The 22,471-nt window shown below is 37.8% G+C and carries 17 protein-coding genes and 1 other annotated feature; of the genes, 15 read left to right on the forward strand and 2 right to left on the reverse strand.

Translation table 11 applies throughout. The features are described 5' to 3' along the window. The first annotated feature begins 9 nt into the window (after positions 1-9). The 6 genes from IGI37_RS07720 to pheT all read left to right on the forward strand — a co-directional run bounded on the left by IGI37_RS07720 (position 10) and on the right by pheT (position 13,213). A complete protein-coding gene (locus tag IGI37_RS07720) occupies positions 10-1,476 on the forward strand; it encodes a peptide MFS transporter (protein WP_438761021.1) in 1,467 nt (488 codons plus the stop codon). Positions 1,477-1,731: 255 nt separating this feature from the next. Further along, a complete protein-coding gene (locus IGI37_RS07725; RefSeq protein WP_438761022.1) occupies positions 1,732-5,289 on the forward strand; it encodes a PD-(D/E)XK nuclease family protein in 3,558 nt (1,185 codons plus the stop codon). Then, positions 5,282-9,013, forward strand: coding sequence for a helicase-exonuclease AddAB subunit AddA (addA, locus tag IGI37_RS07730; protein WP_438761023.1), 3,732 nt, complete (start codon positions 5,282-5,284; stop codon positions 9,011-9,013). Before IGI37_RS07725 ends, addA begins: the two co-directional genes overlap by 8 nt. A 79-nt stretch (positions 9,014-9,092) precedes the next feature. After that, complete coding sequence (locus IGI37_RS07735; RefSeq protein ID WP_438761024.1) at positions 9,093-9,437, forward strand: winged helix-turn-helix transcriptional regulator; 345 nt, start codon at positions 9,093-9,095, stop codon at positions 9,435-9,437. Positions 9,438-9,478: 41 nt separating this feature from the next. Further along, positions 9,479-9,685: a binding site (T-box leader), on the forward strand. Positions 9,686-9,746: 61 nt separating this feature from the next. After that, positions 9,747-10,790 carry a phenylalanine--tRNA ligase subunit alpha gene (gene pheS / locus IGI37_RS07740; RefSeq protein ID WP_438761025.1) on the forward strand — a complete coding sequence of 348 codons (1,044 nt, stop codon included), beginning with the start codon at positions 9,747-9,749 and terminating at the stop codon, positions 10,788-10,790. Positions 10,791-10,792: 2 nt separating this feature from the next. Further along, entirely contained in the window at positions 10,793-13,213 is a 2,421-nt protein-coding gene (gene pheT / locus IGI37_RS07745; RefSeq protein WP_438761026.1) for a phenylalanine--tRNA ligase subunit beta, read from the forward strand. Between the two features lie 148 nt (positions 13,214-13,361). Here the strand turns inward: pheT and trpS are convergent, their stop codons facing one another. After that, positions 13,362-14,369 carry a tryptophan--tRNA ligase gene (trpS, locus tag IGI37_RS07750; RefSeq protein ID WP_438761027.1) on the reverse strand — a complete coding sequence of 336 codons (1,008 nt, stop codon included), beginning with the start codon at positions 14,367-14,369 and terminating at the stop codon, positions 13,362-13,364. Between the two features lie 304 nt (positions 14,370-14,673). On the opposite strand from trpS, the gene IGI37_RS07755 reads away from it, so the two are divergent. Genes IGI37_RS07755 through IGI37_RS07770 form a run of 4 tightly spaced genes read left to right on the forward strand, consistent with a single transcriptional unit; the run spans position 14,674 to position 17,572 of the window. After that, positions 14,674-15,411 (forward strand): amino acid ABC transporter ATP-binding protein, encoded by a 738-nt coding sequence (locus tag IGI37_RS07755; protein WP_438761028.1) that lies wholly within the window; start codon positions 14,674-14,676, stop codon positions 15,409-15,411. Between the two features lie 13 nt (positions 15,412-15,424). After that, the gene (locus IGI37_RS07760) at positions 15,425-16,240 is read left to right on the forward strand and encodes a transporter substrate-binding domain-containing protein (protein WP_438761029.1); all 816 of its coding nucleotides are present in this window, start codon (positions 15,425-15,427) and stop codon (positions 16,238-16,240) included. Positions 16,241-16,252: 12 nt separating this feature from the next. Next, positions 16,253-16,900, forward strand: coding sequence for an amino acid ABC transporter permease (locus IGI37_RS07765; protein ID WP_438761030.1), 648 nt, complete (start codon positions 16,253-16,255; stop codon positions 16,898-16,900). A 15-nt stretch (positions 16,901-16,915) separates the two neighbouring features. Continuing rightward, the gene (locus IGI37_RS07770) at positions 16,916-17,572 is read left to right on the forward strand and encodes an amino acid ABC transporter permease (RefSeq protein WP_438761031.1); all 657 of its coding nucleotides are present in this window, start codon (positions 16,916-16,918) and stop codon (positions 17,570-17,572) included. Between the two features lie 114 nt (positions 17,573-17,686). Here IGI37_RS07770 and IGI37_RS07775 read toward each other — a convergent pair whose 3' ends face one another. Further along, positions 17,687-17,905 (reverse strand): hypothetical protein, encoded by a 219-nt coding sequence (locus IGI37_RS07775; RefSeq protein WP_438761032.1) that lies wholly within the window; start codon positions 17,903-17,905, stop codon positions 17,687-17,689. Between the two features lie 174 nt (positions 17,906-18,079). On the opposite strand from IGI37_RS07775, the gene racE reads away from it, so the two are divergent. From racE to dapD, 5 genes are all read left to right on the forward strand, one after another. Further along, positions 18,080-18,895: a glutamate racemase gene (gene racE / locus IGI37_RS07780; RefSeq protein WP_438761033.1), complete on the forward strand. Its 816-nt coding sequence runs from the start codon at positions 18,080-18,082 to the stop codon at positions 18,893-18,895. A 2-nt stretch (positions 18,896-18,897) separates the two neighbouring features. Further along, the gene (rph, locus tag IGI37_RS07785; RefSeq protein WP_438761034.1) at positions 18,898-20,241 is read left to right on the forward strand and encodes a ribonuclease PH; all 1,344 of its coding nucleotides are present in this window, start codon (positions 18,898-18,900) and stop codon (positions 20,239-20,241) included. Positions 20,242-20,246: 5 nt separating this feature from the next. Beyond that, positions 20,247-20,759, forward strand: a complete 513-nt coding sequence (locus IGI37_RS07790; protein WP_438761035.1) for a metallophosphoesterase — start codon at positions 20,247-20,249, stop codon at positions 20,757-20,759. Positions 20,760-20,953: 194 nt separating this feature from the next. Continuing rightward, the gene (gene cbpB / locus IGI37_RS07795) at positions 20,954-21,451 is read left to right on the forward strand and encodes a cyclic-di-AMP-binding protein CbpB (protein WP_438761036.1); all 498 of its coding nucleotides are present in this window, start codon (positions 20,954-20,956) and stop codon (positions 21,449-21,451) included. A gap of 169 nt (positions 21,452-21,620) precedes the next feature. After that, on the forward strand, positions 21,621-22,322 hold the full coding sequence (dapD, locus tag IGI37_RS07800) for a 2,3,4,5-tetrahydropyridine-2,6-dicarboxylate N-acetyltransferase (protein ID WP_438761037.1): 702 nt from the start codon (positions 21,621-21,623) through the stop codon (positions 22,320-22,322). The last annotated feature ends 149 nt before the right edge of the window (positions 22,323-22,471 follow it).

Below are 22,471 nucleotides of genomic sequence, written 5' to 3' on the forward strand. Positions count from 1 at the left end.
GGTTTTACAATGGAAAATGATCAGGATCGGTCATTCTTTGGGCAACCCAAAGGCTTATCGACATTGTTCTTCACAGAAATGTGGGAAAGATTCAGCTACTATGGTATGCGTGCGTTACTCATTTATTATATTTATGATACGGTAGCTAATGGGGGCTTAGGATTACCTAGAGCATCGGCATTGGCTATCATGTCTATCTACGGTTCACTTGTATTTATGTCCAGTATCATTGGTGGTTGGTTATCCGATAGGGTCTTTGGTTCAAGAAAAACCGTCTTTTACGGCGGCTTGTTCATCATGATTGGCCATATTGTATTGGCAACCCCTTTAGGAATTGGCGCATTATTTCTTTCAATGCTCTTGATTATTATCGGGACAGGGATGTTAAAACCAAACGTTTCAGGAATGGTCGGACATCTTTATTCAAAAACCGATTTGCGACGCGACGCTGGATTCTCAATCTTTTATATGGGAATTAATATGGGGGCTTTACTTGCGCCGTTTATCGTGGGAACATTAGGACAAGATTATAACTATCACTTAGGATTTTCTGTTGCCGCATTTGGTATGTTCTTTGGTTTATTGCAATATTATATTCAAGGAAAAAATAGTTTAGTTACTATTGGAATGGAACCGACCAATCCAATGAATCAGGCGGAAAAGAAAAAATTTGGTTTTGCTTTTCTCACGGCTCTTCTTATCGTTCTACTGATTTTCGGAATTGCTTATGTAACCAATCATTTAACAATTGATTTTGTGGTCAATATGATTAGTCTCTTAGGAATCTTATTACCTGTCTATTATTTTACGAAAATGTTAACTTCAAAGGATGTAACACCTGAAGAAAAACCTAAAGTCTTAGCATACATTCCATTATTCTTATCAGCAATCGTCTTTTGGTCACTAGAAGAACAAGGTTCATCTATCCTTGCTTTATTTGCTAGTGAACGAACAAAAGATTCACTTTTCGGTTTTTCGGTGGCTGCTAGCTGGTTCCAATCGCTCAACCCAATCTTTGTCTTCATTTTGACGCCAGTTTTTGTGACATTGTGGACCAAACTAGGGAAAAAACAACCTTCAACTGTCACAAAATTTTCGATTGGATTAATTTTTGCGGGTTTATCTTTTGTCCTACTTATGTTTCCAGGACTATTGTTTGGTACAGAAGGAAAAGTCAGTCCATTATGGCTGATTTTCAGCTTCTTTATTATGATTGTCGGAGAGATGTGCTTATCTCCTGTAGGTTTATCCATCACAACCAAACTAGCGCCACGTGCTTTTGAAGCTCAAACGGTTGCTATCTGGTTACTGGCTGATGCAGCTTCTCAAGCAATCAATGCCCAAATTGCTAGATTTTATACGCCAGCAACTGAATCTGGTTATTTCGGAATTGTTGGCGGTGTTGCCGTCATTGCCGGAATTATTCTATTCCTAATAAAAAATCCAATAAAAAAATTAATGGGTGCTGTTCATTAATTTTCTTAAAAAGAAGTAGAGTCTGAGCTCTGCTTCTTTTTTTGCTGTCAAACAAAAGAAGCATTTTCAAACAAAATATACTATCTTTTTTTCGTATCTGTTTAATGAAGAGGTTATTAATGGTTATCTCTATTAGAATTTTAAAAAATAGAAAATAAAAAAATTAGTCGAAAATCAGAACAAGCGTTCCGTAGTTTGTTATAATAGACATGCATGTAAACATGTTAGACAAACATAAAAGAAGGATGTGATCACGTGAGTCTACAATTTATTCTCGGTTCAGCAAAACATGACCATCAAGTTTCTTTAATCCAAGAAGCCAACGAATGGCTCTCAAAAAATCCCCAAAACGAGGTCTATTTTTTAGTCCCTAACTATAATAAATTTGAGCAAGAACAAGAAATTTTATCTCAACTACGCCACTCAAATAATCGAAAAACAATCAGTACAACAAGAGTCCAAGTGTTTAGTTTCTATCGTCTTGCCTGGTTTTTCCTTCAACAAACGACTTTACTGTCTGGAAATGAGCTAAGTGAAGCGGGCGCTGCGATGATTTTCCGACAAATTTTGGAAAAAGAGCAAGAAAACCTAACCGTCTTTCGTGGTGAAGTTAACAAAACTGGTTTTATTCAACAGCTTTATGCACTTTATATGGAACTGAAAAACGGCAATATAGCTCCGGAAGATCTTCAAATAAAGGAAACTCAAACACTAGGGAAAGCTATCGATCAACAGCTCAAGCTTGCCGATTTACACTTTCTTTTTGCAAAATTCGAAGAGGAGCTCCTAAAACGAGACATCCATTCACCAGATGTTTTGGATTTATTGATGAATTATTTACCAACCATTGATTTGACTCATACAAAATTTATCGTATCTGGATTCTCTCATTTTAATGGTCAAGAGCATCAATTAGTCTCAAATCTAATGACTTATGGACATCTGTCAATCGCCTTAATTCTTGATAAAAGTTATCCAATTGAAAAACCACATCCACTCAACTTGTTTAGAGAAACGGGAGAGCTGTATTACCGACTAAAACAAGTCGCAAATCAACAAAAAGTGCCAACCTTTCATGATAAGATGGCACCAATCAAACAAAGAGTGGCGGAGTTTGATGTGTTAGATGATATGTGGGTAGCGACACAGAATCAAGAGCCTTTTGAAAAGAAAAAGATCGGCGAAACAAAGACCATTGCGTTATGGAAAGCTGATACACCAACTGTTGAGATTCAGCACATGGCTGTAGAGATTCGGCGATTGGTAGTGGAGGAACACTATCGTTATCGAGATATCCAACTATTGACGGGGGATGTTGAACTATACAAACATCTAATTGAACCGATTTTTTCTCAGATGGCTATTCCTTGTTACATCGATGAGGATCAATTGATGGAACAGCATCCATTAGTTGAGTTTCTGAATGCTCTGTTTGCAATTGATCGTTATCATTATCGTCAAGCTGATATTTTCCGTTTTCTACGAACAGAATTATTTTTACCAGAAAGTGATGCGCAACATTGGCAAGCTAGTAGAGATGCTTTTCGCCGAAATGTGGATATCACAGAAAACGTCTCCTTAGCCTATAACTTTCAAGGCAGCTTTTGGACGAGAGAACGTGATTGGAATTTTATTTCCTATGATTTTGAATCTGAAACACTGAACGAATCTGAGTCATTGGAGACCGTTTCAAACCAGATTCGAAGATTACTTCAAACGAGACTGCCCGATTTTTTTGCAGCAATCAAACAAACGACAACAGGTAGTGAAGCGGCAACCATACTTTATCAGTTTTTGATTGAGTCTGGTGTAGAGACCCAATTAATTGCATGGCGTGACCAAGAAGTAACAAGAGGGAATTTAGAAGCAGCTCGAAATCATGAACAAACATGGAGCGCTCTGATTGATTTATTGGATGAATATGTAGTTATCTATGGCGCAGAATCATTTGATTGGCGAATTTTCCAAGAGATTTTAGCGAGTGGTCTAGAAAATCTAAGTTATGGGAAAATCCCGACAGCCATTGATCAAGTTCAAGTCAATAAACTTGATTTGGCAAGAATTGATCAGGGAAAAGTCACCTTTGCGCTGGGCTTAAGCGAACAAGTATTTCCCAGCCAAGCAGAGACAAAAGGCTTATTAACCAGCGAGGAGCGGCAATTACTAAATGAACGTTTAGAGGAAAATCAATACTTAGTGGATGCTTCCAGTCAATCAATGGCTCAAAAACCATTCCAAGCGTATTTGGTCTTTCTTTCTGCTAGTGAGAAACTTTATCTTAGTTATGCAGCCAACTATGACACGAAAAAGAATCTACGTATCTCGCCTTATCTTGCAAGGGTCAGTGACTATCTAGGGATTCCTGTAAAGGAAAGAAACTCCTTGCAATTGACCAGTGAACTGTCACATTTTGTTGGAACGTATCGTAATTTAATCAGTAGCTTAAATACGCTTTATCGTTTATCAGATGAAGCAAAGGCTCATTTGCCCATCAATTGGCAGACTATTGAGAAAAAATTGAAAAACTCGGACTATCGAGAATTAGCCGAGAAGGTCTTTTCTAGTCGTTATTATCAGAATATTCCAGTCTCTCTTTCAAGCAAACTCGCTGAGGAAATTTATGGGGAAGACTTATATGCCTCTATTTCTCGAATGGAAAACTTTTATAACTGTCAGTATAAATACTTTGCGAACTTTGGTTTGAAATTAAAAGAAAGAGAAACTTATGGACTGACGCCAGCTGCTACAGGAGATTTTTATCATGAAGCACTGGATCAATTCTTTAAGCTCCTTTTTTCAAAGAACTTGTTGCTGACTGAATTGAATGAAGAGTCTCGCAAAGAATTTACTGAAGAAGTCTTAAAAAGTGTCTTTGGTGAGATTCGATTTGATATATTATCAAGCTCTGCGCGGATGAATTATATCCGTTATCAACTAGAACAAACTATCCAAAAAGTGGCTTGGGCCTTACAAAAACAAAGTCTGAGAACAGGGATGTCACCACTACAGACAGAGATTTTATTTGGGCAAATTGCGGGTGAAAAAGGGATTCCTGGAATGGAGATTCCTCTAAAAACTGGTGGAAATCTGCATCTCAGAGGGAAAATTGACCGTTTAGATGTAGCAACAACAGACGGCCAAACTTGGCTTAGTGTGGTGGACTACAAATCAAGTGGTCGCTCATTTGATGTAACTGAAGCCTATTATGGTATGGCTATGCAGCTGTTAACTTACTTGGATGTAGCCTTGATGGATGCCACTCGTTTAACGGGGCAAAAAAAAGAAACAGTCCATCCAGCAGGGGCCTTTTATTTACATGTGCATAATCCTGTATTGACTTCTGAGGAAACCATTGAAAAAGATACTCTGAAAAAATATAGCTATGATGGCCTATTTGTGGATGAGCCAGAGCTCTATGCCACTTTAGATACAAGCTTGGAAGCAAAAGAATCTTCTGTACTATTTCCAATCAAAAAAAATGCTAAGGATCTTTATCAAAAAAATGCGTTGAGTAAAGACAAGTTCTTCACAGAAGAGGAGCTGTCTCAGTTTATGACGCATAACAGAAAAAACATGCAAGAAGCTGGGGAATCCATTAAGTCTGGTGAAATAAAACTCAATCCTGCGTATAAGGACAAACAACGTATTGCTTGTCAGTATTGTCCATTTAGAAGTATTTGTACCTTTGATGTAATGCTAAAAGAAAATAACTACCATCGATTAGAAAAATTAACAAAAGAAAGTGCCTTACAGAAAATTCAAGAAGAGCAACAAGGCAAATCAACTGAGGGAGGAGAGAAAACAAATGGTTAAGATTCCACCAAAAGGTCCTGAAGAAACTTATACTCCTCAGCAATGGCAAGCTATTTATGATGGTGAAGACAACTTACTTGTTTCAGCATCTGCTGGTTCAGGGAAAACGACTGTCTTAGTTCAACGAGTCATTGAAAAATTGAAAAGTGGTACCAATATTGATGAATTATTAATTGTTACCTATACTGAAGCCGCCGCTAGAGAGATGAAAGAACGAATTCAACACTCGCTTCAAGAATCAATCAATACAGCTACTAGTGACGCAGACAAACAGCATTTTACCCAGCAACTTTTATTGTTACCAACTGCCTCAATTTCGACTTTACATGCATTCTGTTTAACAGTTATCAGACGTTTTTATTATCTCATCGACTTAGATCCAGTCTTTCGAATGCTGACAGATGAGACAGAAACGTTACTACTAAAAGAAGATGTTTGGGAAGAATTGCGTGAACAGCTTTACGCTGAAAAAGAAGAATTATTCTATCAATTGACGGCTAACTTTTCAAATGATCGAAATGATAACGGCTTAACTGAGATGGTGTTTTCGCTCTATGAATTCGCCCGTGCCAACCCAGCACCAAAAGAATGGTTACGTTCACTTGCTGAAAATTACAGAGTCGATAAAGGCATTGAACAGTCTAGCTTGTATCAAAAATATATTCGCCCTCAATTAGTGAATCAATTAGCCCATGCTGTAAAAAACTACGAGACAATGGTCGATATTGCCCAAGTTCCTGGGCTAGAGAAGGTTCATACATTAGTCTCTGATGAAAAAGAGATGTTTGAAGGCTTTTTAAAGGCCGTTCAAAACGATCAATTACAAGAGGCTTATCGTTACGTTGAATCGATTGTTTTTGAACGCTATCCTTCAATACGAAAAGAAGAGTTGAAGCCTTATTCTGTGGAGGTTAAAGCATATCGGGACAAAACAAAAAAGAGCATTGAGAATTTGATTAAAGCTTTCTTTAATGTTTCCCCAGATAAGATGATGGAATTGATGAATCAGTCCCTTCCTTTAGTAGAGTTAATGGGCGAGGTAACTGCTACATTCATGGAAAGCTATCACCGTAGAAAACTTGAGAAAGGTGTCTTGGACTTTAATGACTTGGAGCATTTTACGCTTCAAATACTAGCACACTTCTCTAATGGCGAATGGCAAGCAACAGAAGCTTCTCATTACTATAGAAGTAAGTTTAAAGAAGTCATGGTTGATGAGTATCAAGATGTGAATCGACTACAAGAAAATCTGTTGTATTGGTTAAGAGAGCCGGATGATACGAACGGAAATATGTTCATGGTAGGGGATGTCAAACAATCAATTTATTCCTTTAGACTAGCAGACCCAACTTTATTTATTGAAAAATATACCGCCTTCAAAGATGAATCTGGTGGTCGGAGAATCATTCTGGCCGAAAATTTCCGTTCTCGCTCTGAAGTGTTGGATTTTACCAATCTTGTTTTTGAGCAATTGATGGATGAATCGGTTGGTCAAATTGAATATGACGAAGCAGCCAAGTTAGTTTACGGCTTTCCTGTATTCCCTGAAAGTAAGACCTTTACGCCCGAGCTATTGATTTATGAAAAAGAACAAGAATCCTCAGAAGAAGCCCTTGTCCCAACTGAATTTATTGAGGATAAAACAGAAGGCGAATTATATGTGACCGCCTTGAAGATTCGTGAGTTGGTAGATTCTGGTTTTATGATTTATGATAAAAAAGCAAAAGAAGACCGTAGACTGTCCTATAAAGATATTGTGCTCCTTACGCCAACAAAAAAGAATAACTTGGCTATTTTAGATGTCTTTAAGACGTTAGATATTCCTGTTGAAGTGAATGATGCTCAAAACTATTTCCAAGCAACGGAAATTCGGATTATAATTTCCTTATTACAGATTATTGATAACCCTTTACAAGATATTCCTCTTGCGGCTGTTTTACGTTCACCGATTGTTGGATTACTTGAAGACGAGTTAGCAAAAATAAGAATTGCGGATCGAAAAAGTAGCTTTTATGTAGCAATGTGTCTTTATGAAGAACAAGAATCCGATGAGCTGGCTGGCAAACTGACGACCTTTCTCACTCGATTAGCATCGTGGCGCGAGCTTTCTAGACGCGAACCTTTAGCAACGTTACTTTGGACGATCTACGATGAAACAGCCTACTTGGATTATGTGACCGGTTTGCCTGCTGGAAGTCAACGCCAAGCCAACTTAATTGCCTTGGTGGACCGAGCAAAAGCTTATGAGCAAAGTAGTTTCCGTGGCTTATATCAATTTGTTCGTTTTATTGAAAAGATGCAAGAGAAAGACAAAGATTTGGCTGAACCTCTAACCATTACAGAAGAAAATGCGGTTCGAGTTATGACCATCCATGCAAGTAAAGGTTTAGAATTTCCGGTTGTCTTTTTATTAGATATGAGCAAACAGTTTAATCTACAGGATGTCAAAGCACGGTATATGTTTGAGGAAAATCTAGGTGCTGGGATTCGTTATCTTACACCCGATACACGTGTTCTTTATGATACGCTTGCCTATCAAGCAATCAAGCAAGTAAAAACAATCAAGCTTTTATCAGAAGAGATGCGAAAGCTCTATGTTGGTTTAACCCGTGCTGAACAAAAATTATTTTTAGTCGGTTCTTATAAGAATAAGGAAGAGACGTTAAAAGCTTGGTCAGATGCTTACAGCCAAAAATCACTGGTCTTAGATCCAGCATCAAGAATGAAAAGTCAGGGAAGTTTATTGAATTGGATTGGCATGACGCTCATGCGACATCCTTCTATGAAGAACTATGACGAAAACTATGAGCCTTATCTTCCTTTACAAGAGCACCCAGGCGATTTCCAAATTCACTGGATTACCGAAGACCAGATTGCAGATAGACTGAAAAACTATACTCAGGAAACCTTTGAAGCAGGCGCTGAAAATCAGGTCGAACTAGCTAGAGGGGACTTGCAGAAGGTCGCACAACGTTTAGACTATATGTACGAATATGATGCTGCAACACAAACAACTAGCTACCAATCTGTTTCAGAAATCAAACGACTGTTTGAGGATCCAGATGATAGTCAAGCTGCCAAACTAACTTGGGAAAGTCAGGAAACAAAAGCTTTAAATCAAAAGTTCCGCTATACTCAGGAAAATTTGGCAACACCTAAATTTTTGAATCAGCAACAAGTGATTTCTGGAGCTGCTATTGGGACCGCTACTCACTATCTTCTACAACTTTTACCAATTGACCGTATTCCAACGGCTGATGAAGTGGAGCAATTAATCCAAGAGCTTGTTCAAAAACGCTTAATCGCTAAAGAGATTGCCAAAAGAATCAATCGAGAAACCATCTTATGGTTTTATCAGACACCTCTAGCAGCGGATCTATTAGCGAATCACTTAGCAGTCAAACGCGAACAACCCTTTTCAACCTTAGTACCTGCTGATGAGATATTTTTCGATTATCCAACAGGTGAAGATGATTTACTGATTCACGGGATTATTGATGGCTATTTGGAGAAAGAGGATGAAATTGTTCTTTATGATTTCAAAACAGATACTATCGCAAAAGAGAATCGTCAAGAATCAGTGGAACAAATTACTCAACGCTATTTGGGGCAATTACGTCTCTACAAAAAATCTCTGAGTGATGCACTAAACAAACCAGTAACAAAAGTTTGCCTGGTCCTCTTAACGATTCAAGAGGTCATCGATGTGACAGATAAAATCTGATACGTCAATTACTTTGTAAGCAAACAAGCTTACAAAAGGTAAGCATTGTGATATACTTAGTCATACGAGGTGAGGAAGAATGGAACAAGTAAAATATGATGAGTTTACACTCTGTCCCAAATTCGAAAAAACTTTTTCTATTTTAGGAAAGAAATGGAATGGACTGATCATTGATGTCCTGTTGGAAAACGGTCCACAACGCTTTGTTGAGTTAGCCAACAAAATCCCCATGGTTAGCGACCGCGTCTTAGTAGAGCGTTTAAAAGAGTTGGAAAAAGAAAATATCGTCACACGAAATATTTCTTGTCAAGAGTCTAGTCGTTCAGAATATATGCTGACAGATAAAGGGGCCGATTTAGAAGAAACGATGCGGCAATTGCAAAGTTGGAGTGAACGTTGGGTGACAAAAGAAGAATGTAGTTGATTTACCAGATGAAATCTTGTACACTAGAGTCAATTGGATAAGAAAAAATGTCGATGGAAAAGAGTAATTTGGCTGAGACTTACTAGGGAGATTTGTCATAGACTGAAAGCAAATCAAGTACTCGAAAAATGAAGTTCACTTCCGGAGTTTGTCTATAAAAGTATAGACCGGCGCAAGTCGTTAATAAATTAAGTGCGTAATGAAATTTATTACGAATTAGGATGGTAACACGAGCCTTCGTTCCTTATTGGATACGAAGGCTTTTTTTCGTTCATTTTTCCAAAAGCAATTTTTAAGGAGGAAGAAACTATGTCTTTACAAGCACAATTAGAGTCATTAAAAAAAGAAACACTCGAAAAGATTTCAGCTACTGACGACTTGGCAAAATTAAACCAAATTCGTGTCGAAACATTAGGGAAAAAAGGCCCTATTACTGAGGTCCTTAGAGGAATGAAGGATTTAACACCTGAAGAACGTCCAGTGGTCGGCGGTTTTGCCAATGAGATTCGCGACTTACTAACAGTGGCGCTTGAAAATAGAAAAACTGTTTTAGAAGCGGCGGCTCTTAACCAAGCCTTAGCAAAAGAAACGATTGATGTCACTTTGCCAGGTACAAAAATCAATCATGGAACGCGTCATGTGTTGACACAAATCATGGAAGAAATTGAAGATATTTTTGTGGGTATGGGGTACAAAATAGTTGAAGGGTATGAGGTTGAATCCGATCACTACAACTTCGAACGAATGAATTTACCTAAAGATCATCCTGCACGTGATATGCAAGATACATTTTATATTTCTGATGAGATTCTTATTCGTACGCATACTTCACCCGTTCAAGCACGGACTATGGAAAAACATGATTTTTCTAAAGGAGCTTTACGGATGATTTCTCCAGGGAAAGTTTTCCGTCGAGATACAGATGATGCGACACACAGCCACCAATTCCACCAAATTGAAGGGTTGGTTATCGATAAACACATTACAATGGGTGACTTAAAAGGAACCTTAGAAGTGATGATGAAAAAAATGTTCGGTGAAGACCGTAAAATCCGCTTACGTCCTAGCTATTTCCCTTTTACTGAACCTTCAGTTGAAGTTGATGTGAGCTGCTTCAAATGTGGCGGTGAAGGCTGTAATGTCTGCAAACATACTGGTTGGATTGAAATATTGGGTGCTGGAATGGTGCATCCAAATGTCTTAAAAATGTCAGGAATTGACCCAGAAGTATACTCTGGTTTTGCCTTTGGATTAGGCCCAGACCGTGTAGCAATGCTTCGTTACGGCGTAAATGATATTCGTAATTTTTATCAAAATGATTTACGTTTCTTAAGTCAATTCAAGGGGGAATAAACATGTTAGTATCTTATAAATGGTTAAATGAATATTTAGATTTATCAAAGGTCTCTCCAAAAGAGCTAGCAGATACAATGTCTGTAACTGGGATTGAAGTGGAGGGAATTGATGTTCCTGAGGAGGGTTTGAAAAAAATCGTTGTCGGAGAAGTCAAAGAATGTATCCCACATCCTGACTCAGATCACTTGTCTATTTGCCAAGTTGATATTGGTGAAGAGGAGCTGTCTCAGATTGTTTGCGGCGCACCTAACGTAAAGGCCGGAATCAAAGTCATCGTAGCCTTACCTGGTTCAAGAATTACAGGAAACGTAAAAATTAAAAAAGGGAAAATGCGTGGTCAAGTCTCTAATGGAATGATTTGTTCGTTAGAAGAATTAGGCTTTTCAGATAGCGTTGTTCCAAAAGAGTACTCAGAAGGAATTTATTATTTACCAGAAGATGCGGTGAATGGTTCGGCTGTTTTCTCCTATCTTGAAATGGACGATTCAATTATTGAGTTATCTATTACACCAAACCGTGCAGATGCGTTATCCATCCGAGGAGTGGCTCATGAAGTAGGAGCTATCTATCGTCAAACACCGACTTTTAATGATGAAGTTTTAGTAGAGTCTGCTGAAAAGGCAAGTGACAAGATTGCTGTATCAGTTACTGATACGGTTGATTCACCCGCTTACCAAATTCGTATCATCGAAAATGTAAAAATTGAGCCTAGCCCACAGTGGTTACAAAATCGTTTGATGAATGAAGGAATTCGTCCAATTAACAATGTTGTTGATGTGACCAATTACATCTTACTATTATTTGGCCAACCTCTGCATGCGTTTGACTACGATAAATTAGAGAGTAAAGAAATCTTAGTTCGTCGAGCAAATGCTGGCGAAACACTGATCACTTTAGACGGTGAAACAAGAGAATTAACCACTGATAATATTGTTATCACAAATGGCAAAGAACCAGTTGCTTTGGCAGGAGTTATGGGGGGCGCAAACTCTGAAATTTCTTCTGAAACGACAACGGTTGCTTTGGAAGCTGCGATGTTTGATAATGTCTCTATTCGCCGCACCTCAAAACACTTTAACCTTAGAAGCGAGTCTTCTTCACGTTTTGAAAAAGGGATTAATCAAGCTACAATCAGCCAAGCAAATGAGGCTGCAGCTGCATTAATTGCTAAGCTTTCAGGTGGGATTGTTTTATCAGGAGCTGTTGAGGGAGCCTCTATTGTCCCTAAAAATGTTGAAGTTTCGATTGAATTAGGTCGAATCAATGGTTATTTAGGAACGACTTTGTCAATTGATCAAGTAAATGAGTTATTTGAAGCACTTCAATTTGACTATACAGTAGAAGGGGAAAGTTACGTCATTTCTATTCCACCACGCCGCTGGGATATTCAAATTGAAGCAGATATCATCGAAGAGGTTGCTCGTATTTATGGTTATGATCGTTTACCATCCACTTTACCAAATGGAGAAACAGTGGCAGGTAGTTTAACAGCTGAACAATCATTAACTAGAACCGTTCGTTCAATCCTTGAAGGTAGTGGGGCAAGTGAAGCGATTAGTTATGCTTTAACAACTGAAGAAAAATCAACTCAATTCCAAATGAGAGAAAGCCAGTTAACACGTCTAGATTGGCCAATGAGTGAAGACCGCTCTGTGTTACGAATGAACTTAATTAGTGGATTGTTAGATGATGTGGCTTATAACGTGGCACGCAAAAATTCGAATATCTCTTTCTATGAAATTGGGAATGTTTTCTATCAAGATAAGGATGGTAAAAAGAATCTCCCATTAGAAGAAAAACATTTAGGCTTGGCTTTAACTGGTCTTAAAGAAGTTAAAAATTGGCATCAACAAAACCAAAAAGTTGATTTTTATACGCTTAAAGGAATGCTTGAAACCCTTTTTGAACAGCTTTCTGTAGTGGATATGATCGCCTATCAACCTGTCAGCAATATGGCAGATTTACATCCTGGAAGAAGTGCTGAAATATATCTAGGGGAAGAGAAAATTGGCTTTGTTGGACAAGTCCATCCAGCAGTAGCAAAAGCCTATGATATTCCTGAGACTTACGTTGCAGAACTTAATCTACATGGTTTATTGACTACAGAGAAAAATGGGTTTGTTTATAAATCTGTCTCAAAATTCCCAGCAGTCAGCCGTGACATTGCGCTGTTAGTTTCTGAAAAAGTAAACAACCATGAATTATCCGAAACAATCACTCAGTCAGCTGGAAAATATTTGACAAGCATTCAGCTATTTGATGTCTACCAAGGTGATTCGATTGAAGCAGGCTACAAGTCAATGGCTTATAGCTTAACCTTCTCAAACCCTGAAGCGACATTAACTGATGAAGAAATCAATAAAACGATGGATAAAGTAACGACTGCTTTGACAGATACACATGGTGCAGTGATTCGATAGACAAAAAAAGTATTTATGGCTGAAGAAATTTGGCCGTAAATACTTTTCTTCTCACGTGTCTGTATCACGTCTTTGCACTAAACAAAAAAAACTTGAGCAAGCAGTCGTGTATCAATTGACTGACTGGCTCAAGCTTTTTTTCTGTTAGTTAAAAATAGTTGATCCCCATTGCTGTTTTTACTTCTTTTAATGTTTGGGCAGCTACTTTTGCTGCTTCTTTACTGCCTTTTTCCAGCATGGCCATGATTGCTTCTGGATTTTTGCTTAACTCTTCACGTCGCGCACGAATAGGGGCCAATTCTTCTTCAAGCACTTCAATTAAGTAGCGTTTAATTTTCACATCACCTAAACCACCACGGCGATAGTGAGCTTTTAACTCTTCAATCTTTTCTTTGTCTTTACCAAACACATCAAGATAAGTGAAAACCATATTTCCTTCTACTTGACCAGGATCTTCTACATGAATATGATTTGGATCGGTATACATGCTCATGACCTTCTTTTGTACAGTTTCAGCAGAATCAGCTAAATAAATTCCATTTCCGAGTGATTTACTCATTTTTCCATTGCCGTCAATTCCTGGTAAACGACCCATTCCTTTTGGAGGAAGGACCGCTTTTGGTTCAACTAAGACTTCACCATACGTATTGTTAAAGGTCTGAACGATTTCTTGTGTTTGTTCAAGCATTGGTTTTTGATCATCCCCAACAGGAACAAGGGTTGCCTTAAATGCCGTAATATCCGCTGCTTGTGAGACTGGGTAGACAAAAAAGCCAGTCGGAATACTTTCTCCAAACTTCTTTTGTTCAATTTCAGCTTTTACAGTTGGATTTCTTTTCACACGTCCGACACTAACCAAGTTTAAGAAATACATCGTTAACTCTGCAAGTTGAGGAATCTGTGATTGAATAAAAATTGTTGTCTTTTCAGGATCCAAACCAATTGAAAGGTAATCCAAAACGACTTCTAGTAGATTATCAGAGACTTTTTGCGGATTTTTTGCATTATCTGTTAAAGCTTGCATGTCTGCAACCATTACAAATAATTTATTGTCCGGATTCTCTTGCATTTCTACACGTTTTCTTAATGACCCTACATAGTGTCCTAAATGTAAGCGCCCAGTTGGACGATCACCTGTCAAAATAATATCTGTCATATACATATCCACCTTTATTCAAATTCCATTTGGGAAAACCCATGCACTTATCATCTTACCTTTTTTTTAAGCGAGAAACAACCTATAAACTTAGCGAAAAGTATAGATGGAAAACATAATCATTTGTCATCGTATTTTAATCATAGTAACATCACCATGTTAGAAATTCGCACAATAGATTATGTTATTCTCAAAAATTTGATAAATTTACCTTTACATCTGAGTATTTTATCCGTTATAATGTGAAATGGTTAATAAATCATGAGGATTTTTTAATCTAAATTTTAATTAGGAGCGTGACGTTATGGCTATGATCGAGTTTAAAAATGTTGAAAAATACTACGGTAAATTTCATGCATTAAAAACAATCGATTTATCCTTTGAAAAAGGTGAAGTCGTGGTTGTGATTGGGCCCTCTGGTTCAGGGAAAAGCACCATGCTTCGTTGTATCAATGGGTTAGAAACGATTACTTCAGGTGAGTTATTAATTAACGACCAGAATATCTTAGGAAAAGATGTCAAATTGACAGAAATTCGTAAAAATATTGGTATGGTCTTCCAACATTTTAATTTGTACCCAAATAAAACGGTGTTAGAAAACATCACGTTGGCCCCAATAAAAGTCTTAAAACAAGACGAAGCAACGGCAATCAAAAACGCCGAAAAATTTCTAAAAAAAGTGGATATGTACGACCGAAAAGATTCGTATCCATCTATGTTATCAGGAGGACAACAACAACGTGTCGCAATCGCACGTGGCTTAGCCATGAATCCTGCGATGCTGCTTTTTGATGAGCCAACTTCTGCATTAGATCCAGAGATGATTGGTGATGTGCTGAACGTCATGAAAAAACTCGCACGTGATGGTATGTCGATGATTGTTGTGACACATGAAATGGGCTTTGCCAAAGAAGTAGCAGACCGAGTTATCTTTATGGCGGATGGAGAAGTCTTAGAAGACAGTCGTGATGTGTTCGGCTTTTTTGATAATCCCAAAGAAGAACGCGCGAAACAATTTTTGAGCAAAATTATTGATCACTAAAAGGAGGATCTTTATGAAATTTTTAAAATCATCTCTTTCAGTCTTTGCACTGGGGCTCCTTTTATTTATGCTTTCGGCTTGTAAAATAAACAGTGTCGCAAATGAAGATGTCATGGCACGAACAGAAAAAACACCCGAAATTGTCTGGGGAGTCAAATATGATACTCGTTTGTTTGGTATGATGAATGTCGAGACAAGTCAAGTAGAGGGCTTTGACATTGATATAGCCAAAGAAATTACGAAGGAAATGCTGGGGGATGAGGCGAAAGCAACCTTTGTTGAAGTGACCTCAAAAACCCGGATTCCACTGCTTAGAAATGGCAATATCGATGCAATTATCGCAACGATGACGATTACTGATGAGAGAAAAAAACAAGTCGACTTCTCTGATGTTTATTTTGATGCAGGGCAATCTCTACTTGTAAAAAAGGGCAGCGAAATTACGAATGTTAAAGATTTGAACAGTGAAACAACTGTTCTTGCAGTTAAAGGATCTACCTCTGCTATCAATATTCGTGAACATGCACCTGATGCAAAAATTCTTGAATTGGAAAACTATGCAGAAGCCTTTACCGCTCTACAATCAGGGCAGGGAGTCGCAATGACAACGGATAATGCTATTTTGCTTGGGATGGCTTCTGAAAATCCTAACTACACATTAGTAGGTGGAAACTTTACACAGGAACCTTATGGCATCGCAATAGATAAAGGCCAAACTGCCTTTTTAAAAGCTGTCAATCAAGCACTTGAAGAAATGCATAAAAATGGAACTTATGACAAAGTCTATCAAAAATGGTTCCCTAATTCGACAGATGGAAAAGTTCAGTAAGGAGGAGAGACCATGAGTCAATTATTTCAGACCTATTCTGGAATGTTTCTTGAAGGCTTTAAAATAACGATATTATCAAGCTTATTAGCACTATTTTTTAGTTTGATTATCGGGACGCTTATGGCTATTTTTCAGCTATCTGGTAATAAATTTATCCGTGGCATAGCAAAAGCTTATGTAGAATTTTTCAGAAATATTCCTTTATTAATTATCGTAATGTTTTTCTATGTAGTGGTTCCTCTTTATTGGATGAGCTTTGACGGGTTTCAAGCAGGAACTATTGGATTAACTATCTACACATCCGCATTTATCGCTGAGACCGTACGTTCAGGAATTCAAACCGTTCCTAAAGGGCAGACCGAAGCTGGTTTGTCTTCAGGATTTACCTACTCAGAAACTATGCGTTATATTATCTTACCTCAAGCGTTTAAAATTGTTGTTCCCCCATTAGGCAACCAATTTATTAACTTGGTAAAAAATTCCTCTATCTTAGCGATGGTCGCTGGGGTTGATTTGATGTACCAAGGGGACTTGATTGCAAGTACCACCTTCAATACCTTTGATACATATATTATCGTTGGTTTGTTCTATTTAGTAATTACTTTACCGTTATCTTATTTAATGGTTTATTTAGAAAAACGATGGGCCATCCGCTCATAGAAAGGAGAGTTCTCTATGGATTTCAGTCAAGCATTTTCGTGGATTAATATCCGCTTTTTATTAGAAGGCCTGTTAGTGACCATTGAAGTCTCTCTGGTTTCTATTATTTTTAGCTTTATTATCGGTGGATTGGTCGGAATCATCCGCTTTACAAAAATCCCGTATTTTTCAAAAATCATCGGCGTTATTACTGATGTTATCAGAAATGTGCCTCTTTTACTTATCATTTTCTTTGCTTATTTTGCCTTACCACAAGTTGGTATTCGTTTAAGTATTTTCTGGTCAGCAGTAGCTGCTTTGACTATCTTTGAGTCAGCGATGTTATCGGAAATCTTTCGTGCAGGATTAAATGCTGTTCCTAAAGGGCAGATGGAAGCTGGTTTGTCTACTGGGCTGAATTATGTCCAAACAATGGCTATGATTGTTTTTCCCCAAGCACTCAAATCAATGACACCTGCAATTCTCAGTCAATTAATTTCTTTGATTAAAGATACTTCACTAGCGGTGATTATCTCACTGCCAGAGCTGACACATAATGCAAAAATTATTTATGGACAAAATTCAAACTATGTCATTCCCATGTTTATTGCTATGACCTTTTTCTATTTTGTGGTTTGTTATGCTCTTTCATTATTGTCTAAGTATTTGGAATCTAGACAGTACAACTATTAAACGATTCTGATAGTTTTGTCACCAATTGAATATAAATGACGGTTCACTAAGTCATTCTTTTCGTTAGAACATACCTAACGTGACAAGAATTTCTTAAATGAACCGTCATTTTATTTAACTAGGAGGAAAATTCGTGCCACCATTTTGAGGGGGAATAGGTGGTAATAATTCACCTAAATGATCCTTATCTTTCGTTTCCTCAGGAGTTTGCTCATTTTCGTCATTGTCTAAATTTAGTTCTCTTTCCACTTCATCTAATTCTTCAAATTTTTTCCCATGTTTGGTTTCTTTTGCAATATCAGCGAGTTTTTTATCAAAGTCTTTATCAGGCATAACAAATTCCTCCTCTCATTTGACTCTAGAATAACACGCTTGGGAAAAAGGATAAAATAAAACGCTTTCTTAAGTTTTTCTAAAGAAAAGAAAACTTGAAAATTCTTTATAAAAAGGGGACAATGGAGAGTGTGAAACAGATGTATTTCATTTCCTAATAAAGGATGGATAAATTTGCATAATAAACAACCCATTGGATTTATAGACTCTGGTGTAGGAGGCTTAACGGTCGTTAAAGAAGCGTTAAAGCAGCTACCTAATGAAAATATTCTGTATGTTGGTGATACAGCGCGTTGCCCATACGGCCCTCGACCAGCTGCCCAAGTGATTGAGTATACTTGGCAGATGACTCGTTATTTAATGAAAAAAGATATTAAAATGTTAGTGATTGCTTGTAACACAGCGACAGCGGTTGCTTTAGAGGAGATCAAAGCTGCCTTACCAATTCCTGTTGTGGGTGTGATTCTCCCTGGTACTCGTGCTGCTTTAAAAGCAACAAAAAATAATCGAATTGGCATCATTGGGACGATTGGAACGATTAAAAGCGGTTCTTATGAAGAGGCTTTAACACAGAAAGCCCCGAATACGACTCTTTCTAGCTTGGCTTGCCCAAGATTTGTACCGATTGTTGAAAGTAATGAGTACCATTCCTCTGTGGCAAAAAAAATCGTTGCTGAAACGTTACAGCCCTTAAAACTAAAACAATTAGATACTTTGATATTAGGCTGTACGCATTATCCACTTTTGCGACCGATTATTCAGAATGTTATGGGACACAGTGTTACCTTAATTGATTCTGGTGCGGAAACGGTCGGAGAAGTCAGTATGTTACTCGATTATTTTGCTATCGCGAATGCCCCACAAGCATCGAATCAAAAAACATGTGAATTCTACACAACAGGATCAGCAAATATGTTCGAAGAAATTGCCAACAGTTGGTTAAATTTAACAAAAATTTCAGTCACTCATATAGACTTAGGAGCGTGCTAAACATGCGTCATGATAGAAGAAATGAACGAGAATTAAGAAAGATAACCATTCAAACCAATGTCTTCAAACACCCAGAAGGTTCTGTTTTGATTTCATTTGGCGACACACAAGTTATTTGTTCGGCAACCGTTGAAGATTCAGTTCCGCCTTTTTTAAGAGGGGAAGGAAAAGGCTGGATCACAGCTGAATATAGTATGTTGCCTCGTGCAACCAATACTAGAAACCGTCGTGAAAGTGCAAAAGGCAAGATTACTGGTCGTACAATGGAAATTCAACGTCTGATTGGGCGTGCGCTTCGTGCGGTGATTGATTTAGAAAAATTGGGTGAACGAAGCATAATCGTTGACTGTGATGTGATTCAAGCAGACGGAGGCACACGAACAGCTAGTATTACAGGTGGTTTTGTGGCACTAAGATTAGCTGTGAACCATCTTCTTCAGATGAAAGAACTAACAGAAGACCCGATAAAAGAACATCTAGCAGCAGTTAGTGTTGGTATTTTACCAGATGGTTCCTGTGTGGCTGATTTAGATTATGTGGAAGATTCTTCAGCACTTGTAGATATGAATCTTGTTATGACGGAATCTGGCAAGTTTGTCGAGATTCAAGGAACCGGTGAAGAGGCCACCTTTGATGGTGATGAATTAAATACGATGTTGTATTATGGAAAACGAACAATTGAAGATTTGATTGCTTATCAAAAGGAAGCCTTATTAGCCGCCGAACATATTTCTTATGAATCTTCAGAGAATACGATTGTGATTGCTACAAGAAACAAAGGCAAGGCCAAAGAATTTGAAGCGTTGTTTGCAGCATCTGGTTATTCAGTCAAAACACTTTTGGATTATCCAGAACTGCCAGATATTGAAGAAACAGGTAAAACCTTTGAAGAAAATGCTCGCCTGAAAGCAGAAACCATCGCGCAGATTATTCAACAACCTGTATTAGCGGATGACTCAGGGCTAAAAGTCGATGCATTAGGTGGAATGCCAGGTATCTATTCTGCTCGTTTTGCTGGAGAACCAACCAGTGATGCGGCAAATAATGCCAAACTATTACATGAATTAACGGATGTTGTAGATGCAAAACGACAAGCACAATTTCATTGTACGCTCGTTTTTGCAGCACCAGAGAAAGAAAGCCTAGTTGTTTGTGCCGAGTGGGAAGGATCGATTGGGCGCATTCCTCGAGGTGAAAATGGTTTTGGATATGACCCATTATTTATTGTCGCTGGTCTAAACAAAACTTCGGCAGAGCTTGACCCTTCCGAAAAAAATAAACGAAGCCATCGTGGACAAGCTATGGAAAAATTAAAAACAGAATGGCAGAAATGGTTGGAGGCCTAAATTTTATGAAATATTTAGTAGTAAGTGATAATCATGGAGATCGTCAAATTCTAGTTGAATTAGCAGAACGTTATAAAGAAAAAATGGACTATTTTTTCCACTGTGGTGACTCAGAACTTGAAAGTAATGACAAGCTTTGGGATACATTCATTGTTGTTCGCGGAAACTGCGATTATGGTGGGGAGTTTCTTGAACGCCAAGTGATTAGTACACAAGAAGATATTGTCTACATCACACACGGACATCTTTCTCATGTTCGTTTTGGTTTAACTCAATTAGCACTTGAAGCACAAGAAGCTCGTGCAACAATCAGTTTATTTGGGCATACCCATCAGATTGGCTGCGAAATGGTTGATGGTACTCTGTATCTAAATCCAGGAAGTATCTCACAACCACGTGGACCAATACAAATTCCATCTTATGCGATTATTGATAGCGCACCTGATGCCTTTGATATCCAGTATTACAATCGTGCACATCATCCAGTTGAAGAACTTCATTTTACTTTTTCTAAATAAAGAAGCGTGATGTACGTCAAAAAAATGAGATTTTTGAATCAGTTTGGGATATAGAATCAATTATGCTACTACTCTTCAAATAGACCAATCTTGTAAGAAAAAGTAAAAAGAATTTCTAACTTCACCACAAAATATTCATACATTTTCAGTAAAATAAACTTGTTAACTGAAAAATAAATGGAGGGAATACCAGAATGATTGGACCCACGATAAAAGAATTATTACTAGAAAATCAAGAAACCTTTTTAATTCCAGCAGAAAATGTTGCGAATGTTATGTATCAAAATCCCTTAGATCACTGTTTACTTGTTTTATCCAAAGTTGGTTACAGCAAAATTCCTGTATTGGATAAAGGAGACCGATTAGTTGGATTGGTTAGTCTGACTGAAGTGGTTGAGAAAATGATTGATTTAAAAGAAATTGATATGGCACGTTTAAACGGATTGACTGTTGCAGATGTTATGGAAACATCGGTACCTGTTGTTTCAGAAGATTGGGATTTGGAAGAAGTACTACATTTATTAGTCGACTTAGCTTTTCTTCCAGTCGTTGACGAAAACCAAGTCTTTAAAGGGATTATCACCCGAAAAGAAGTCCTAAAAGCCGTCAACCACATGTCCCATGAATTGGAGCGTAGAAACTTACTGCTCCCTAAAGCGTCAACCAAATTAGAAAAACAAAAAATTGTTTAGCGAGTGAAAAACTCAATTTGTTTTAGACTTGTTATTTGTACTTCTAGAGATTGAGATTTTTGTCCTTTCGGCGAGTCTCAATCTCTGAAATTTTTTCAAATAATTAAACAGAGGAAAACTTTAACTGAACCTTTGAACGAGCGTTTAATATAAGAGGGAGTGGGTAGGAATGGACGCACAGGAGATTATTCAATATATTGGAAATGCTAAAAAGCAGACACCAGTAAAAGTCACTTTGAAAGGGAATTTGAAAAATTTGACCTTTCCTGAAACCGTGCGCGCGTTTACCAATTGTAAAACAGGCACCCTGTTTGGTGAATGGGCAGTCATTCGGGCTTTTTTAGAAAAAAATCGCGAATCAATTGTCGATTATATTGTCGAAAATGATACTAGAAATTCAGCGATTCCTTTACTTGATAAAAAAGAAATTAATGCTCGAATTGAACCTGGGGCGATTATACGAGACCAAGTAGAAATTGGCGATCATGCCGTGATTATGATGGGCGCGATTATTAATATCGGTGCGGTGATTGGTGAAGGAACCATGATTGACATGGGGGCGATTTTAGGTGGGCGTGCTATCACAGGAAAAAACTGTCATATCGGGGCAGGAACTGTTTTAGCTGGTGTGATTGAGCCACCTAGTGCGCAACCAGTCATAGTCGAGGATGATGTCTTAATTGGGGCGAATGCAGTCGTTTTAGAAGGGGTTCGAATTGGAAAAGGTGCGGTTGTAGCAGCAGGAGCGGTTGTTGTTTCAAATGTTGCGCCTTATACCGTTGTCGCAGGTGTGCCAGCAAAAAAAATAAAAGACATAGATGAAAAAACAAAAGAAAAGACCACTATTTTAGATGAATTGAGAAAACTGTAGATTCTTTTTGTTAAAATTGACCCACTGTTTTGTAAAGTGATAGAGCCGAATTAAGGAACTCTATCACTTTTATTTGTGATAAAGTCTATTAATTTTTGTTTAATAAATTAGGAATCTGCTGAGTAGTCGATTTTACCCTTCTTCAAGAA

The sequence above is a fragment of the Enterococcus sp. AZ194 genome (genome assembly GCF_051713825.1).
Taxonomy (GTDB): Bacteria; Bacillota; Bacilli; order Lactobacillales; family Enterococcaceae; genus Enterococcus_K.

Excerpts from the sequence above, each read along its gene's own strand:
- cbpB (WP_438761036.1), top strand. The coding sequence starts at position 20,954 with ATGATTGGACCCACGATAAAAGAATTATTACTAGAAAATCAAGAAACC.
- addA (WP_438761023.1), top strand. The coding sequence starts at position 5,282 with ATGGTTAAGATTCCACCAAAAGGTCCTGAAGAAACTTATACTCCTCAG.
- IGI37_RS07765 (WP_438761030.1), top strand. The coding sequence starts at position 16,253 with ATGAGTCAATTATTTCAGACCTATTCTGGAATGTTTCTTGAAGGCTTT.
- IGI37_RS07735 (WP_438761024.1), top strand. The coding sequence starts at position 9,093 with ATGGAACAAGTAAAATATGATGAGTTTACACTCTGTCCCAAATTCGAA.
- IGI37_RS07720 (WP_438761021.1), top strand. The coding sequence starts at position 10 with ATGGAAAATGATCAGGATCGGTCATTCTTTGGGCAACCCAAAGGCTTA.
- dapD (WP_438761037.1), top strand. The coding sequence starts at position 21,621 with ATGGACGCACAGGAGATTATTCAATATATTGGAAATGCTAAAAAGCAG.
- IGI37_RS07755 (WP_438761028.1), top strand. The coding sequence starts at position 14,674 with ATGGCTATGATCGAGTTTAAAAATGTTGAAAAATACTACGGTAAATTT.
- IGI37_RS07775 (WP_438761032.1), bottom strand. The coding sequence starts at position 17,905 with ATGCCTGATAAAGACTTTGATAAAAAACTCGCTGATATTGCAAAAGAA.
- pheT (WP_438761026.1), top strand. The coding sequence starts at position 10,793 with ATGTTAGTATCTTATAAATGGTTAAATGAATATTTAGATTTATCAAAG.
- IGI37_RS07760 (WP_438761029.1), top strand. The coding sequence starts at position 15,425 with ATGAAATTTTTAAAATCATCTCTTTCAGTCTTTGCACTGGGGCTCCTT.
- IGI37_RS07790 (WP_438761035.1), top strand. The coding sequence starts at position 20,247 with ATGAAATATTTAGTAGTAAGTGATAATCATGGAGATCGTCAAATTCTA.
- IGI37_RS07770 (WP_438761031.1), top strand. The coding sequence starts at position 16,916 with ATGGATTTCAGTCAAGCATTTTCGTGGATTAATATCCGCTTTTTATTA.
- pheS (WP_438761025.1), top strand. The coding sequence starts at position 9,747 with ATGTCTTTACAAGCACAATTAGAGTCATTAAAAAAAGAAACACTCGAA.
- trpS (WP_438761027.1), bottom strand. The coding sequence starts at position 14,369 with ATGACAGATATTATTTTGACAGGTGATCGTCCAACTGGGCGCTTACAT.
- rph (WP_438761034.1), top strand. The coding sequence starts at position 18,898 with ATGCGTCATGATAGAAGAAATGAACGAGAATTAAGAAAGATAACCATT.